Here is a 16,246-nt window from a genome sequence, read left to right as displayed (position 1 = left end):
ATTAATTTACTGTTTTACTGTTCTGTCATAGCCATCTTGCTTAATTTGCAACCAAGTGCTTAGACCTAGCCTCTCTAATTCTTTCAAATAATCCTTCCATTCTTCCTCAATTTTTCCATTACTCATCCATTCCGCTCTTTTTCTATTTACATAAGCAATTAAATCTGTTTCAATTTTTGCCTTTTCATCTGCTTCCTCTAGTGAGAAAAATACAGGTGGATAAAAGTTCTCAGCTTTAATATGAGGAACCATATTTTTTTCTAAAATATCTAATCTCCAAGCAGCATCTTCTGGTTTTGTCGTATATACGCCGTAATACTCATCTAGTATCGCCAGCGGTCCTGCGATATTTGTTTTTTCTCTTATTTCGACTGGTGCCGCGCCTTCTAAAGGAAGATGCTTTAACATACCAGCTTTCTCATCAAATTCAAAAATATTTTGCTGTTTTGTGTCACCATATGTTCCCCAGTTATTTTGAACAGATTGCAGCGGCTCATACAGTTGATCAATCCATTTGGCTGTTAATTCTAAATTCTTATTCGAACTTGTGATAACCATTCTTCCTCTATCAAGACCAAAGCCATTTGTTTGCGCCACATTTCTTTCCCCAGAAGGTCCTTCTAATGGCGGCATCACATCATAAGTATCGTTCATGCCAGTAATATTTCCTTTATCCCAAGTAAAGTAAAGACCATATTTAGAATCTTTTCCTTTTGCTACATACTTATTCCAATCTTGTTCATATGCTTCTACATCAATTAAACCTAATTCATTTAGCTCATTAAAGAATTTTAATGCTTCTTTATACCCTTCTTCTGCTGCAGTAAAGATAACTTCCCCATCGTTTGAAACAACTGTATGGTCCCAGTTATCCCCTAAACCAAATGAAGCAAATAAAAAGGCTGGGTCTTCTCCTCCTTGATTTACAATAAAGGATAGTGGTATTTCATCTGCTTCGCCATTACAATTTGGATCTTGTGTTTTAAAAGCAAGAAGTACCTCTTTTAGTTCTTCTGTTGTTGTTGGCATTTCCAGCCCTAAATTATTGAGCCATTCTACATTTATCCAAGGAAGGCAGTCAACTACTTGAATGCGGCTCTTTCCACTGCCAAGCTCTTCAATCCAAGGAAAACTGTATATATGTCCATCTGGAGCTGTAATCATCGATTTATATTCTGGAGCTTCTTCCAGCACCTTTTTAAAATTGGGCATATACTGATCAATTAAATCTTCAACTGGTATGATGGTTCCATCCTTCGCATATTTCAATAAATCATAATCACTGAAAGCAGCATCTAAAATGGCATCTGGCAGCTCCCCACTTGCCAACGCTAAATTCCGCTTCTCCACAAATTGGTCTTTCGTATAGTTTTTCCAATCTATATGGACACCTGTCTGTTCCTCTAATCTTTGATAAATTAGCTTTTCATTCGGGTCGGTTGGTGCCAAAGCAGAGCTTTGTGTCATAAAACGAAGTGTGACTTTCTCTTCCAAAGGAAAGGTAACATCTGTTAGTTTTAAATCTTCCGTGGAAGCACTTTTACTTGTCTTTTCGCCACTACAACCTGTTAAAACAAGACCTGTAACAATAAAAGTGGAAAGAAGCTTATTAATTTTCCCCATAAATTAACCCTCCATATGCTTTTGTTTTAAATTATTTTAAAGATCCTACCATAACACCTTTTTCAAAGTATTTTTGGAAGAATGGATACATAATTAGAAGTGGTAAACTTGAAATGACAATAGACGCATATTTTATTTTTTCTGCTAATTTACTTAACTCAGCCATTGCTAACTGATCACTAATCATTCCAGGCTGAACTTGGTTTTGAATCAGAATAGATCGTAAAACTAGCTGCAATGGATGTAATTCTTGATCCTCTAAGTAAATCATTGCATCAAAGTAGGAATTCCATTGTCCAACAAAGGCATATAGAGCAATGACAAAAATAATAGGTTTAGACAATGGCAATACTATTTTTAAAAATATTTTTAATTCAGAAGCACCGTCAATTTTAGCTGCCTCAAATAGTTCTTTTGGTAGACCTTTAAAAAAGGTTCGTGCTAATATAATATTCCAAACACTAATTGCTCCTGGCAAAATAATGGACCAAATCGTATTTAGCATTCCTAAATCTTTTACTACTAAATAGGTAGGAATCAGTCCACCATTAAAAAACATGGTGATGAGAAAGAAAATCATGATTACATTCTTCCCTTTGAATCCATCAAGAGAGAGTGGATATGCCGCAAATATTGTGATAATAATCGTGACGATCGTAAATCCTACCGAATATAAAACTGAATTGATAAATCCTTTTATCATCAATTCATCTTGAAGAATCCGTTTATATCCTTCGAGACTCCAATCAGACGGATTTAAGGAAAAACCTTTACTAAGTAAAACATTTGGATCTAAAAAGGAAGCCAATAAAATATAAAGTAATGGTAATAATACGATTAACACAAGTAATACTAAAATTATTTTGTTACTAAAAAGTAGCGTTTTATCTGTTTTTGAATGATTTTCCACTGGTTATCCCCCCCTTTTTCCTAATACAACCCTTCGCCTTCATTTAACTTCTTCACTACAAAGTTAACGAATACTAGTAAAACTACATTAATAACAGAATTAAACAAGCCTACCGCAGTTGAATATGCATAATCTCCAGCCTGCAAGCCTACTTTGTACACATAAGTTGGTAATATCTCTGAAGTAGGTAGATTCATTGAGGTTTGCATCAAGTAAGCCTTTTCAAATCCTATCGCCATGATTCCTCCTGCCCCTAAAATAAACAACACAGCCATTATAGGTTTAAGTGTAGGAAGATCAATATGTCTTATCCTCTGTAAAAGTGTTGCTCCATCGATTGTTGCAGCATCATGTAATTGAGGATCAACATTTGCAAGTGCTGCTACATAAATAATGGACGACCATCCTGCAGCTTGCCATATTCCTGATAAAATATAAATAGATCTAAAATATTCAGGATCTGTCATGAAAGACACGGGTTTATCGTTAAATATAGATAATAGTGAATTTATTGGACCTGTAGGTGACATAAAGATAAATAACATTCCTGTAATGACAACAACAGATATAAAATTTGGTGCATACAGTATTAATTGGATGTTTTTTTTGATAGCTGCTCTCCGTACTTGGTTTAGACTAAGTGCTAGAATAATAGGTACAGGGAAGCCAAGTATCAAACCATAAAAACTTAATTTAAGCGTATTCATAAAAATGTCTTTAAAATTGGGAGAAGTTAAAAAATCCTTAAAGTGTGTTAAACCTACCCAATCACTTCCCATAATTCCCTTCATTGGGCTAAAATCTTTAAAAGCGATTATCGCCCCATACATTGGGATATATTTAAATACAATTGTTAAAATAATGGCAGGTACTAAAAATAAATACAACACATAATTTTTTTTAAAATATTGAATAAAGTTCTCCTTCTTTTCAATAGGAACTATTCTGCCTTCTACTACAGTTGAAGTTTTCTTATTATTCTTTTCAGGTACTGAAATCGACATTTTATTTCGCCCCCTTCTATAGAAAATGTTAAACCATATAAATGTCAACCGCTTGACACATTCCTAATTCTCCCTTCTCAAATTATGTATATCAACCGCTTTCATATCCTTTTATGTCAACCGCTTGATATCTTTGATTTTAACCGCTTTCATATTATGTGTCAACCGCTTGACTTACTTATTTTTAAAAAAAAATACAATCTAATTTTTAGATTATATTTTATTAAAGAAAGGATCTAAGTTTGGTGCTCCTTCGTTTATGATATTTTATTATACAAAAGGTCTGGAATTCCAACTCTATCCATTTAATTCTGCCGTTCCATTTTCCAACAATTGAACAGGTAATATTATTTCCATTCTTTCATCCTTGTTTACTTCATTTATAATGTCCATTAATCTTAATACAGCTGATTGTGCAATTTCCTCTATTGGCTGTTTAATTGTTGTTAAATGGGGCAATAAGCTTCTTACACTTAGTGTACCATCATATCCTACAACTTTTAATTGATTTGGGACCTGAATCCCCAGTTCATTTGCTACTTTCAAACAAGTCGATGCTATCAAATCATCACTAGCAAAAATCCCATCCGTTTCAGGGTGCTCTTTGAAAATCTTTTTAATTGTTTCTGCAGTCGCTTCCTCATCGAAAACGCTATTTAGTTCATAGGTTATGGGGTGAGCTACTTGGTCTTCATAGGCTTTTCTTCTATTTTGAGTTGGTGTCTCTAACTCACTTGGTCCATTTATATGAATGATTTCTTTACAACCTTGATTAAGTAAATGTTGAACAGCCAGTCTTCCACCTTCATAGTTATCAGAACCTATTACTGGAATTGTTGGTGATAAGTAATGGTCAATTGCGACTATAGGAAGCTTGGAGTTCTTATATATCTCAATTCCACGATTATAAGAACAAACAATAATACCATCTACTTGATGCCTGATAAGCATCTCTGCATAAGATGTTTCTTTTGCCACTTGTCCTAAACTATTACATAAAATAACTTTAAACTCATGATTGGAGCATATATTCTCTATATATAAAGCTAGTTCACTAAAAAAAGGATTATTAATTGTCGGCAAAATAAGACCAATAAAATTAGTCCGTTTTTTAAAAAGGGAACGTGCAATATCATTAGGATAATAATTTAAGTCTTTAATTGCTTGTTCCACTTTTTCTCTCGTTTTTTCACTTATGTATCCCCGATTATTCAGCACACGTGAAACCGTTGTCGGTGAAACACCTGCTAACTGTGCTACATCTTCTAATTTAACTTTCATGATAACCACCCGAAAAATCATAAATTATTGTATACTTAAATTTTTTATATGTTAACCGCTTTCATACATATTATCATAAACTTGTAAATTTTGCATCTTTCCATCTATCAATGTTTTTGTTCTCCATTGTTCCTCCTGAATTAATCACCTTTTCTATAATTGTATTTATTTTTAGTAGCTTTTTTTTCATTAATATTTTGAATTACCGCATATGCCTCTATAACAGAACCAGTAAACTCAATCCATCCCCCTGTTGCAAGTAATATTCTTCTTTGTTTTTCTTTCTCTTCAGGGGTTATAATAGCAATGGCATCAATTAGTGTACCGATAGAAATTAGGAGATTTCCAAAAGCTTTGTTTTCATATAAACTTCCATTTTCCTCAAACACAACACCAGCGACTTCAATTGCAGCACCTATTGATTGAACAACACTTCCTAATGCATCTAACTTTACAACCTCAGGATTAAGCGGAGTAGGATTAGGTATGCTGGCATTTGCTGCAGCGTAATTTAGAGAGTTTCCTCAAACCTGCACATAAGCTCCGATTATCTCTAGGCGACTGACTAGCTCTTCTTCCTTTTCATATCGTAATGTTCTTCCAACCCCATGAAAGGAATTAGCTATTGCTTGAATAAAATTCCCATCACGTATTCTTCGTATATTCACTCTATCATCTGCATCTATTGATGATTCTCCGACCGCTGACAAGAATGTCCCGGTAACGAGTAAGTAGGATCCTATTATAAGTAAATCCTCTTTATCTATCATTAGCGAGTCTTCCATATGTACCATTCCCCCAATCTTCCTTACTATGGAACGATATGTTCACTTACATTCTTAGTATCTACTCATATATATTCAACCTTCCCCCTTTATGCTAAAAAAATATTTTTATTCCATCTATAAATACTACTAGTTAATCGAAATTTTCTTGCAATCTCTGGAAAAATAAAAAAGGGAATCCTCCTCATCATTTAAAAAATACTCCAACCTTTTTCACTTTCTTTCGAAGAATTATCACTTTCCACTCCCATATAAGTATGATTTCTCCCTTCTGTGTCTATTATGAAAGTAATCTATAAAAAGGAAAACTGTTCCACTTTTGGTTGAGCATGAGGTGAAAATATGGACACTACAAGTAGTAAAAGAAAAGTATCTAGTCGATTAGAAAAAAATGTTGACTATTTAAAGGAAGAATTAGGTGTTGGCAAAAACTTTGACATCATTCATTTAGATGTTGAATATGCTGGCATTCGAATGGCGATGTTTCTTGTTGATGGATTGGTAAAAGACGATATATTACATTTGCTCATGAAGTTTCTAGCAAAAGTAAAAAAAGAGGAATTAAGAAAAGATGTTTTACAACAATTACTACGTACCTACATACCATATATCGAAATTAGTACGGTTGATGATTTAAATAATGTTGTTGATAATGTCCTGTCTGGTCCAACCGCTCTTGTAGTTGATGGAATTGATGAAATACTGCTAATTGATGCACGTACCTATCCAGTTAGAGGACCAGAAGAACCAGATACGGAAAGAGTTGTTCGTGGTTCACGAGATGGGTTTGTAGAAACAATTGTGTTTAATACAGCCCTTACACGAAGAAGAATTAGAGACCGAACCCTGCGGATGGAGTTTATGCAAATTGGACGTCGTTCGAAGACCGATATCGTTATTTGTTACATTGGTGATATAGCTGATCCTGATATGGTCAAGCAATTAAAAGAATCCATGTCAAAAATTGATACAGATGGATTACCGATGGCGGAAAAAACGATTGAGGAATTTATTTCAGGAAACAATTGGAATCCTTATCCTAGAGTAAGATACACAGAGCGACCTGATACAACAGCTGTCCATCTTTTTGAGGGACACGTTTGTATTTTCGTTGATGGCTCCCCATCGGCCATGATTACACCGGTAACCTTTTGGCATCATTTGCAGCACGCCGAAGAATATCGTAACAACCCTCTGGTAGGTGCCTATTTACGTTTTGTTCGCTACTTAGGTGTATTTGCATCCATTTTTTTATTGCCGTTTTGGTATTTAGTAAGTATTGAACCAAGCCTATTGCCTAGCTCCTTATCTTTTTTTGGACCTAGTGAATTAGGACAAATTCCATTAATCATTCAGTTTCTATTAATAGAAGTAGGTTTGGATATGCTGCGAATGGCTGCTATTCACACTCCTACTTCGTTGGCAACCGCACTAGGACTTGTTGCGGCCTTAATGATTGGACAAGTAGCAGTAGAAGTTGGTCTTTTTTCTAATGAAGTTATTTTGTATTTTTCTATTGCTGCGATTGGATCCTTTGCTACACCAAGTTATGAACTCAGTTTAGCAAACAGACTTGTTCGGATATTTTTACTAATTGCTACTGCTCTCTTTAAAGTTCCTGGATATATAATTGGTGTTGCCCTATTTATTATCTTTCTTGCAAGAATGAAATCTTTTGGGGTTCCATACCTATGGCCGTTCATTCCATTCAATTTCCGTGCCATCCGAGATATTGTTGTAAGAACACCTATTCCATTAAAAAACCGACGACCTCGTATTTTAAATCCAAATGATCCTGATCGATAATCAACTATCTTTTTAAATAGGGATATATGAAAAGCAAAGCTTTCATATATCCCTATTTAGTGATTATCAAAATGTAACTACTATAATAACAAACTTACTACTTAAAGGATGTAATGGTATTATTATTAATTAATAAAGAATGTTTCTTTTCCTATTGAGAATGTATGAATAGACTAAGAAACCTTTTGACTTAGAAATTAGACAAGATAGCGACATAGTATATTTTATTCTTATATCATAATAAGTTAAATTTAATATCAAATGAACATAATCTAAATTTTCTGTATACTCAGAAAAATGAGTATGTTATCCTTAAAATGGAATAAAAATACCAAAAAATCATGCGGGAGGTAATATAGTGAAAATAATAAAATCCGGAATATTAACAGTTTTGTTACTTCTATTCACTAATACTGGTATAGGAAATGCAGAAGAGTACCAGGGTGGTGGTTTTTCTGAGAATGAGATAATTAAAGAAGAATCAAATGAAATTATTAGTGATTTAGAAGTTGAAGATGGACCTAACAATCTGAGTAGCCCTGATGCTGCAATTTCTTTAGGACCACCTAGTTGTAATAGAACTCATTCACATAATGTTGCCACTGTAACAATGCAAGTTAAAAATCTCACAGGTAGTTATAGATCTTTAATGTGGGGGTTTCATTTAACTTCTTCAGCTAAATCATTTTTGGGTCCAATTGTAGTAGTTAAAATGCCCTCTGCAGCAGTAAACGGTAAAGCTATAAACACACCATATGAACCTCATTCCGAAGGAGCATCATATAATTTTCATGGAAGCATGAAAAATTATCAAATTAAGGGTCAAAGTTATCCACTCAAAAAAGGTGATATAGTTAATCTTACTTGGCATATAACGGGTACAAATCCGGAAAGATATGGTTATCGATATGTAACTTGCAAAATGCCCTAAAGAATAAACCGAAACATAAGAAATAAAGAAATGAGGTTGTAAATGATGGAGATAGAATGGAAAAAAGAAACTATTATTTTTGAAACTTTAAGAGAATCAGAGGTATGGGCTGATTCTATAGCAAACGAAATACATGGTAGAACAATAAATGGGTATATAACACCAGATTATAAAATAGCATATGCTCTTTCATTTTTCCTAGCTTCCAATCCTGATTATGTTGTTCATACAGAAAAAAGTTTCAATATTTGTCCAGGATTAAAGGTAGAGGATTCATTTATTTATAAAGTTTGGGTAACTTTTAATAGTAAATAAATCATATATGAGTGTGATTATTACATACTGAAAACTTCTATATTTCAGCAAAAATATTTAGATTTTCTTTCACTCATTTATTTTTGACGCTATATTTTCAATGTTGTTTACTTCATTGGAAAATACATTTTCAAAAACTTCTTGGATAATTATATAGTACATTACTACTTAAATCCTACATAATGACATGGAGTTGTATTATCTTATGTTGAAAAGAAACTCAAAAACGGAATTATTTTATCTGTTTTCGAGTTTCTTCTCTTTAAAGCATCTAAATTTCCTCGTTCGTAATAACATTGGGTTTCTATTTTAGTTTTTCTTCTAATAGTTAGTGTTACTTCTTTGCAAACGATATTTAGTTATACAAAACTTAGAAAAAACAGTGAAAAGTTAAGTAATAAAATTTTTGCAAATTTTGTTGCTCCCCAAGTACTTCTCACTGTGATTATAAATTTATGGGTGGAGGGTAGAAATATAATGAGATTTATCAACCTCATTGTATTAAAAAAATTATAGAATTCATGCTATCTCATACCCATAGTATGTCATGACCTTTTCAATTTTCATTGCATCTTCCCCTTTCTTCTCTTCATCCTTTGCTAAAGTATGCAGATTTCTACCAGTAGGTGATAACAAAAAGGATTTTTCACTTAGATAAGAAAGAGGAATTTTCCTATTTAAACAAAATCTGCACCCTCACAATCTATAGGATGCAGTTCTTATCATGTCTTTTTAATGTTGTTTATTCGGTAATTTTGCTTCTGGATGCCCTTTACCATGTTTTTTGTTTTTTTCTTGCTTTTTTTGATCATCCTTTAGTTTTTCAACAAACTGACTTGTATCTTCCATCTAGATTCCCTCCTTTAAATGTTCATGTTATTTTAACCAGTTATGAGATTTTACATTCTTCCTCTATTTTTAGTTTAAGAAAAAAGCACCTATCTATTTTGATAGGTGCTAAACTGTAGAAAAACTCCTGAATTTTAAAATAAAAGTTTGTATATAGTATATTTATTAGTCCCTTTGAATGGGGATGTTGCTTTCCGTGGGGCTCGCGCTGAGCCGCTTCGGCTTTTAAGCCTGCAGGGTCTCAGACTGTATCGCTAATCCCACAGGAGTCTCACCTCTTCCACTACAAACAACGCATAAAAATTCCATTTAACTGTTTAAAAATCATTTTGTCGACAAACTGAGCACTTATCTATTTTGATAGGTGCTTTTTAATTCATTTCAACAGCTCTTGCTACTGGTTTACTGCATTGTTTACACGTTCCTTGTAAAACAATGCCAAAATCTGTTTCTTTAATTTGATAATTCTGTATTTGAACAACATCGCTACAGGAACTACACCAGACATTTCTTTCTAATTCATTGCGCGTTTCTTTAGGAATAGCTAACCATTTTTTATTTGCATTAAAAGAGACCACTTCGTTATTCTTGTCCATTTTCCGCACCACTTTTCTTATTTTTTCGAATCTACAAAGATAACTATAAAAGGAATTTAGGAAAAAGGTTTCTATTATCAGTTTTTTCGATTAGACCTATCTAAATAATCATCTTTATTCTCAGTTACTCCCATTATAATATAAATAAAAAAGAAACGAAAAGAAAGGATGAAATTTATGAAAACAATTGCAGTCATTGACGGAGGAACTCGCCCCAATGGAAATACAGCTATCCTAACTGATCAAGTAATCGAAGGATTATCGGTTGCGAAAATTCTACTTAGAGATTATACTGTTTTCCCTATCATAGACATGCGTCACGATTCAGGCGGATTCAAAAAAAGAGAGGATGATTATCATACAATAATTGATCAAATTCTCCCACATAAGATTTTAATCTTCTCCACCCCTATCTACTGGTACAGCATGTCTGGATTAATGAAGAATTTTGTTGATCGATGGTCTCATTCATTAAGAGATTCTGACTATCCTGATTTTAAAGCTCAAATGGCTAAAAAGACAGCTTACGTTATTGCTGTAGGGGGAGATAATCCCCATGTAAAAGGCTTGCCTATGATTCAGCAATTTCAGCATATTTTTGATTTCATGGGGATTGAGTTTGGTGGTTACATTATAGGTGTTGGCAATAAGCCTAAAGATATATTGGAAGATAAGAAAGCACTTTTTGCTGCTGCTCAGCTGAAAAACAAATTAATATATTCATAGGTCGAACTGCAAGAGAAGGATTCTATAAAGAAGTTTCTATTAGTGAGGATCTTACTGCTCGTTAAGAGTGGGATAAATATCAAAAACCTAGCTTCGCCCTGCCTGATAAAAAAACTAATCCATAAAAAAAGTAGAGCATTATCAATTTGATAGTACTCTACTTTTGTACCTTTACCTTCGCTACCCCTAAAGCATAATGACTAAATAATATATTTTCAATCATTTCCGCTTCAGACTCTTCACAATTAACTATGACAATAATTTCTGAATGAAATCCCTTTAATAATCTCCGCCGCTTTTTTAGAATGATTTCTGTAAAAAGGCGAATACCAAATCCAATTAAAAATCCAATTGCTGCGCCTATTAATCCCCAATAAATAGGGCCCCATGCAAGCTCAAAACCTATACTTGCTCCAATGACGGAAAAGGCTGTTGCTAATGCAACACCAATATCAACGAAAGAGGTCCCATCAGAACGATGCAAATTATCAAAAACCTTGCGTTCTTCCGTTTGATTATCTAGTGGAATAACAAATATATTTTCCCTTTTTACTCCTTTTTTCTCAAGCGTACTAATAGCCATTTCAATAAAAACAGAATGTTCAAATGTCGAAAATATTTGCATCATCATTTCATCTTCTGCCCTTTTAACACTTGGAAAGAAGAGGATTGGTAATTTTCTTTAAAATAAAAGCGCTGTTCTTTATCATACAGTTTATTGTTTTCCACTGTGTTTATATAAGAATCAAAAATAGCAAATCCATAAATGGACGGAAAAAATAAAAGCCACTCAGGATTAATAACTTCTGTTGCTTGCTTTATCTCTCCTAAAAACAAAAGAGAGATAGCTTCAAGGCCATGAGACAAATAAAAAAATACAACTGTCCAAATAATAACAAAAAATGCGGTTGTAATTCGGTGGATGTATAGTTGACCTAATCCTGGAGCAAAAAGGGACCAAATAATTGCCATAAGAGGACTTCTTTTATCTAAATAATTAATTTCCATTGCACCAATACTAAAAGAATTAAATCGATGCTCCTCTCTTTCTGCTAATACATATATTTTATTCAAATCTACCGTTGTGCGATAACTATCCCAAATAGCAAATATATAGACAGGGATATAAATCAATAACCATCTTGTATCTAAAATCTCTTTTGCTTTGTCAATCTCCCCTTGAAAAGAATAAATCATCGCTAAATTTATATTACTGTTTACATTTACTACAACTTCCCAAATGAATAAGACAAAACCACGCAAATATTTTGATAAGAGAAGATGTCCAAATCCAGGAAATGCTGCACTCCACCACCCAATAATATAAGGATTTCTCAGGTGAACTTGTGTCGTACCGAGAATACTTACATGGGCTCTATACCTTCTTGCTGTGTTTTCATTCGAATAATTATCCATAGTTTTTCACCTTTTCTCTTCATTTAATTACAATGGAGATATAGGTGTTATTTTTTACAAAATTATAAAATTCATCCACATCTGTACTTTTTTAGTACAATAGAACTAAAAAGAAAGGAAGAAAATAATTGATAGGAATGGTGTTCCTTTAATAAATTAAAAAAAATAAAACTTTTATTGGATTTCTTATTTTTCCAAAATTCATACATAAAACATGAGCTAGTTGAAGACCTCAAAACCACTTTTTAATATTTCATGCTAAAATATACATATAACCTATAAGTACTTATAAAAGGGGAGAAAACGATTGTCTCAAGCGCTAATATTCGATATGGATGGCACACTTTTTCAAACAGATAAAATTTTAGAAATATCTCTCGATGATACTTTTAATCACTTGCGTTCACTCGATCAATGGAATGGAGAAACCCCTATTGATAAATACCGTGAAATTATGGGTGTTCCATTACCTGTCGTCTGGGAGACATTATTGCCTAATCATACCATCGCTATAAGAAAGCAAATAGATGCTTATTTTCTTGAAAGATTAGTAGCGAATATTAAAAGTGGGAAAGGTGACTTATATCCAAATGTAAAAGAAGTCTTCTCCATCTTGAAAGAAAATAATATGGCCATCTACATAGCTAGTAATGGTTTACCTACATATTTACAAGCTATTGTAGAATTTTATAAATTAGATAACTGGGTGACTGAGACATGCAGTATTCAACAAATTGAATCACTGAATAAATCAGACCTTGTTCGTACCATCATACAGAAGTACAAGATTACTAATGCTGCTGTAGTGGGGGACCGCCTTTCTGACATAAATGCCGCGAAAGAAAATGGACTAGTTTCCATCGGTTGTAATTTTGATTTTGCTCAAGAAATCGAACTTAAGCAAGCGGATATTGTGATTAATGATCTTATCGAATTAACATCAGTCTTAGCAACATTACCGATCTTTCAGGTGGAACAAACTTCTATTCTATAATGTTTCAAGGAATTTTCTATAATCCTTCAGTAAGCATAACAAACTACGAATCTAAATCTTAGAGGACACAAAAATTATAGCTGCCATCATCGGCAGCTATTCTAAAAAAATCGTATTATCTATATTCATCTAAACTACCAGTTTTAATAAGAATCCCTTCCTTATTAATTCTTTCATGCTCAATAGAAATATCGTTTAAGTCCTTATATTTTTCATTCCAAATAATAGCGATAAACGGGTATGGTTCTTTGACAAAATAGTCACATATTACCTTTTCATAGCGATAGCATTCGCTAGGATAAGTTTCTTCACAACCAAATAATCCAAGGATATCTTCTTCTAATGCTATTCCACCAATTTTAAAGACAAAAACAGAATATAACTCTATCAAGAAATCCATAAACTCCATTATTTCTTCTTTTTGTATTCCCACTTGATTCCATTCTAAAGCATCAAAACTGGAACCGTAGAATAGAAAATTCACTAAAATAGAATTAGAAGAGACCTGCTCTATATAAAGGAATGCCTTTCTTTTCCTCGCAAATGAAACGAATAAGCGCAAAGTGAAAGAATGGATATATTGACTTTCATCAAAGAGATAGCCTATACAGAACTCCTCTATTCGCTCTTCCACATTATTATCATAAATCTCAATACTAGTTCTAACCTTAGACAAACGAAAAAGAATGTCTTGGATTATTTCTTTTTTCGCATTTAACTTACCTCTAGGAACGGACCTCCTCGTATCCATGGAGATGACTGCATTCAATTCCCCCTAAGTATGCTTATCGTTTTCATCATTCCCTATATATGGTCTATAGCTTGTTTAGAGTGGGATATCTAGCTTATGTTTTCCCTTCCATTATTAATAATCTCAGCAATACTCATAAATTTGTTTGTACGTATTCCCCACAAATCAACGTTCCCTATGAATTCATAATTTTGTTGTCTTAACAATGTTTCTAAACTTTCTTTTTGTTGACTAGAAGGAAGTCTGTATTCATCTATTAAACGTGCTTCCTCTCCTACTATCTCATAATAACTAAATAAAATGGTGTAACCCACTAAACTATCTCCCCTCTTTTTTCTATCATGCTTTATTTTATTTAAAATTTATTAGTATTCTTTAATATAATATTTTTTGTAATGTGTTCATTATTATGTTCCTAAGTATAACGATGTAAAGTAAACTGAATATAAACTTCCGTAAAGTAATTTTCAGTTTACATTCTTCTAATAGAATAGGTACAAATTATACATATGGAGGCATTGGATGTTTAAAATATTAGTGGTAGAAGATGATAAAAATACACGAAAATTAATGTGTGCCGTATTAAAGCAGCATGGATTTCAAATATATGATGCAGCTGATGGCATGGAGGCTCTTCAAGTAATGGAAAAGGAACACGTTGATTTAGTTGTGCTTGATTTAATGATGCCGAAAATGGATGGATATGAATTAACACGGCAGCTTAGACAAACATGGGAGAACCTTCCGATCTTGATGGTTACCGCTAAGCAAGAATCGGTAGATAAAAGAAAAGGATTCCTTGTCGGTACGGATGACTATATGACTAAACCTGTAGATGAAGAAGAAATGGTGCTTCGTATTAAAGCCCTTTTACGAAGAGCTAAAATCGCTAATGAGCATAAACTTACTGTCGGAAAAACGATTCTTGATTATGATGCACTAACTGTATCCCGCGAGGACATAATTATTACATTGCCTCCAAAAGAGTTTTACTTATTGTTCAAATTATTATCCTATCCTAATATGATCTTTACTCGTATTCAACTTATGGATGAAATTTGGGGAATGGAATCAGAAACAGATGACCGAACACTTAATGTTCATATCAATCGGTTAAGAGATCGATTCAAAGATTTTCCAGAGTTTGAAATCGTGACAGTAAGAGGACTAGGCTATAAGGCAGTGAAAAAGGGATGAGAGATTTTTTTACAAAACGATTAAGTCTTGCAATTACGTTAGTGATGTTTGTGTTTGGCGTTATGGTGGCTACAGTATTAGTGGCGGCTGTCATTACTTTCGCTTTGCAGCATTTAGGTATTATTTCGAATCATAGCCAACTTCCAGTGTTTCCACTCATTACTTTTTTAGGCTTTTGTATCTTACTTGGTACATCTCTTACTGCCTTTCTCAGTAAAAAAGCGTTAAACCCAATCCGCACGGTGATTGATGCTACTCATAAAGTTGCTGGAGGCGATTTTTCTGTACAAGTTAACATAAAAGGCATTGGAGAATTAGAAGAATTATCTCATAGCTTTAATAAAATGACCCAAGAGCTGTCAGGAATTGAAACACTTCGGAGTGACTTTGTAAATAATTTTTCCCATGAATTCAAAACACCTATTGTTTCATTACGAGGGTTTGCGAAATTACTTAAAGAAAATAACTTAACCGAAGTAGAAAGACAAGAATACCTTGACATTATCATTACCGAATCTGAGCGATTAGCCGCTCTTTCTACAAATGTACTTATCCTTTCAAAGTATGAAAATCTTGAGATTATTACTGAAAAAGCGCCCTTTCGACTAGATGAGCAAATCCGAAAAACAATTGTGTTAATGGAACCAAAATGGTCTGCAAAGGAAATACTCCTAAATGTTGAGCTTGATGAAGTTATCTTTAACGGAAATGAAGACTTGACCCAGCAAATCTGGCTAAATCTTTTAGACAATGCCATCAAGTTTTCAGATTCAGGAGGAAAAATAGATATAACTCTTACTAACACAAAGGAAGAAATTTGTTTCTTGATTCGAGATAATGGTCCTGGGATGGATGAGCATACCAAAAAACATCTTTTTGATAAATTTTATCAAGGCGACACCTCTCATTCCCAATCAGGGAATGGATTAGGGTTGGCACTTGTAAAAAGAATTGTGGAACTGTGTGATGGGAGGATTTATGCGGAGAGTGAGAAAGGAAAAGGAAGTACATTTATTGTAAGATTATTAGCTTAATTAGGTTATTCTTCATAAAAGAGGCACA

The 16,246-nt window shown here is 33.4% G+C and carries 19 protein-coding genes; 7 read left to right on the top strand and 12 right to left on the bottom strand.

Annotation, left to right across the window (positions count from 1 at the left end; genetic code table 11):
- Positions 1-6: 6 nt before the first annotated feature.
- From HHU08_RS07930 to HHU08_RS07905, 6 genes are all read right to left on the bottom strand, one after another.
- On the bottom strand, positions 7-1,623 hold the full coding sequence (locus HHU08_RS07930) for an ABC transporter substrate-binding protein (RefSeq protein ID WP_169188207.1): 1,617 nt from the start codon (positions 1,621-1,623) through the stop codon (positions 7-9).
- Positions 1,624-1,654: 31 nt separating this feature from the next.
- Positions 1,655-2,533, bottom strand: a complete 879-nt coding sequence (locus tag HHU08_RS07925) for a carbohydrate ABC transporter permease (protein ID WP_169188206.1) — start codon at positions 2,531-2,533, stop codon at positions 1,655-1,657.
- 20 nt (positions 2,534-2,553) lie between these two features.
- Positions 2,554-3,537, bottom strand: coding sequence for an ABC transporter permease (locus tag HHU08_RS07920; protein WP_205835590.1), 984 nt, complete (start codon positions 3,535-3,537; stop codon positions 2,554-2,556).
- 297 nt (positions 3,538-3,834) lie between these two features.
- The gene (locus HHU08_RS07915; protein ID WP_169188205.1) at positions 3,835-4,818 is read right to left on the bottom strand and encodes a LacI family DNA-binding transcriptional regulator; all 984 of its coding nucleotides are present in this window, start codon (positions 4,816-4,818) and stop codon (positions 3,835-3,837) included.
- A gap of 140 nt (positions 4,819-4,958) precedes the next feature.
- Positions 4,959-5,306 carry a DUF6944 family repetitive protein gene (locus HHU08_RS07910; RefSeq protein WP_407939861.1) on the bottom strand — a complete coding sequence of 116 codons (348 nt, stop codon included), beginning with the start codon at positions 5,304-5,306 and terminating at the stop codon, positions 4,959-4,961.
- A 36-nt stretch (positions 5,307-5,342) separates the two neighbouring features.
- Positions 5,343-5,612, bottom strand: coding sequence for a hypothetical protein (locus HHU08_RS07905; RefSeq protein ID WP_169188203.1), 270 nt, complete (start codon positions 5,610-5,612; stop codon positions 5,343-5,345).
- Between the two features lie 333 nt (positions 5,613-5,945).
- On the opposite strand from HHU08_RS07905, the gene HHU08_RS07900 reads away from it, so the two are divergent.
- The 3 genes from HHU08_RS07900 to HHU08_RS07890 all read left to right on the top strand — a co-directional run bounded on the left by HHU08_RS07900 (position 5,946) and on the right by HHU08_RS07890 (position 8,655).
- Positions 5,946-7,409, top strand: a complete 1,464-nt coding sequence (locus HHU08_RS07900; RefSeq protein ID WP_169188202.1) for a spore germination protein — start codon at positions 5,946-5,948, stop codon at positions 7,407-7,409.
- 358 nt (positions 7,410-7,767) lie between these two features.
- Positions 7,768-8,340: a hypothetical protein gene (locus HHU08_RS07895; protein WP_169188201.1), complete on the top strand. Its 573-nt coding sequence runs from the start codon at positions 7,768-7,770 to the stop codon at positions 8,338-8,340.
- Positions 8,341-8,391: 51 nt separating this feature from the next.
- A complete protein-coding gene (locus tag HHU08_RS07890; RefSeq protein ID WP_040344351.1) occupies positions 8,392-8,655 on the top strand; it encodes a hypothetical protein in 264 nt (87 codons plus the stop codon).
- Positions 8,656-9,387: 732 nt separating this feature from the next.
- On the opposite strand, the gene HHU08_RS07885 is transcribed toward HHU08_RS07890, so the two are convergent.
- Complete coding sequence (locus HHU08_RS07885; RefSeq protein WP_169188200.1) at positions 9,388-9,504, bottom strand: DUF4023 family protein; 117 nt, start codon at positions 9,502-9,504, stop codon at positions 9,388-9,390.
- A gap of 371 nt (positions 9,505-9,875) precedes the next feature.
- Positions 9,876-10,100 (bottom strand): hypothetical protein, encoded by a 225-nt coding sequence (locus HHU08_RS07880; protein WP_169188199.1) that lies wholly within the window; start codon positions 10,098-10,100, stop codon positions 9,876-9,878.
- A 177-nt stretch (positions 10,101-10,277) separates the two neighbouring features.
- Between HHU08_RS07880 and HHU08_RS07875 the strand changes: the two genes are divergently transcribed.
- Complete coding sequence (locus tag HHU08_RS07875) at positions 10,278-10,826, top strand: flavodoxin family protein (RefSeq protein ID WP_169188198.1); 549 nt, start codon at positions 10,278-10,280, stop codon at positions 10,824-10,826.
- A gap of 157 nt (positions 10,827-10,983) precedes the next feature.
- On the opposite strand, the gene HHU08_RS07870 is transcribed toward HHU08_RS07875, so the two are convergent.
- Both HHU08_RS07870 and HHU08_RS07865 read right to left on the bottom strand, forming a co-directional pair.
- On the bottom strand, positions 10,984-11,451 hold the full coding sequence (locus tag HHU08_RS07870; protein ID WP_169189633.1) for a hypothetical protein: 468 nt from the start codon (positions 11,449-11,451) through the stop codon (positions 10,984-10,986).
- 2 nt (positions 11,452-11,453) lie between these two features.
- The gene (locus tag HHU08_RS07865) at positions 11,454-12,242 is read right to left on the bottom strand and encodes a hypothetical protein (protein ID WP_169188197.1); all 789 of its coding nucleotides are present in this window, start codon (positions 12,240-12,242) and stop codon (positions 11,454-11,456) included.
- Between the two features lie 307 nt (positions 12,243-12,549).
- Here HHU08_RS07865 and HHU08_RS07860 point away from each other — a divergent pair, with 307 nt between their 5' ends.
- Entirely contained in the window at positions 12,550-13,236 is a 687-nt protein-coding gene (locus HHU08_RS07860; RefSeq protein WP_169188196.1) for an HAD hydrolase-like protein, read from the top strand.
- A 115-nt stretch (positions 13,237-13,351) separates the two neighbouring features.
- On the opposite strand, the gene HHU08_RS07855 is transcribed toward HHU08_RS07860, so the two are convergent.
- Together HHU08_RS07855 and HHU08_RS07850 are read right to left on the bottom strand one after the other, a co-directional pair.
- Positions 13,352-14,005 carry a hypothetical protein gene (locus HHU08_RS07855; RefSeq protein WP_205835589.1) on the bottom strand — a complete coding sequence of 218 codons (654 nt, stop codon included), beginning with the start codon at positions 14,003-14,005 and terminating at the stop codon, positions 13,352-13,354.
- 71 nt (positions 14,006-14,076) lie between these two features.
- Positions 14,077-14,301 (bottom strand): hypothetical protein, encoded by a 225-nt coding sequence (locus tag HHU08_RS07850; RefSeq protein ID WP_169188194.1) that lies wholly within the window; start codon positions 14,299-14,301, stop codon positions 14,077-14,079.
- Positions 14,302-14,509: 208 nt separating this feature from the next.
- On the opposite strand from HHU08_RS07850, the gene HHU08_RS07845 reads away from it, so the two are divergent.
- Together HHU08_RS07845 and HHU08_RS07840 are read left to right on the top strand one after the other, a co-directional pair.
- On the top strand, positions 14,510-15,184 hold the full coding sequence (locus HHU08_RS07845) for a response regulator transcription factor (protein WP_101730249.1): 675 nt from the start codon (positions 14,510-14,512) through the stop codon (positions 15,182-15,184).
- Positions 15,181-16,218 carry a HAMP domain-containing sensor histidine kinase gene (locus tag HHU08_RS07840; protein WP_169188193.1) on the top strand — a complete coding sequence of 346 codons (1,038 nt, stop codon included), beginning with the start codon at positions 15,181-15,183 and terminating at the stop codon, positions 16,216-16,218. The genes HHU08_RS07845 and HHU08_RS07840 overlap by 4 nt, the downstream gene beginning before the upstream one ends.
- Positions 16,219-16,246 lie beyond the last annotated feature (28 nt).

This window comes from Niallia alba (assembly GCF_012933555.1).
Taxonomy (GTDB): Bacteria; Bacillota; Bacilli; order Bacillales; family Cytobacillaceae; genus Niallia; species Niallia alba.
This window is presented reverse-complemented; position numbering and strand designations above follow the sequence as displayed.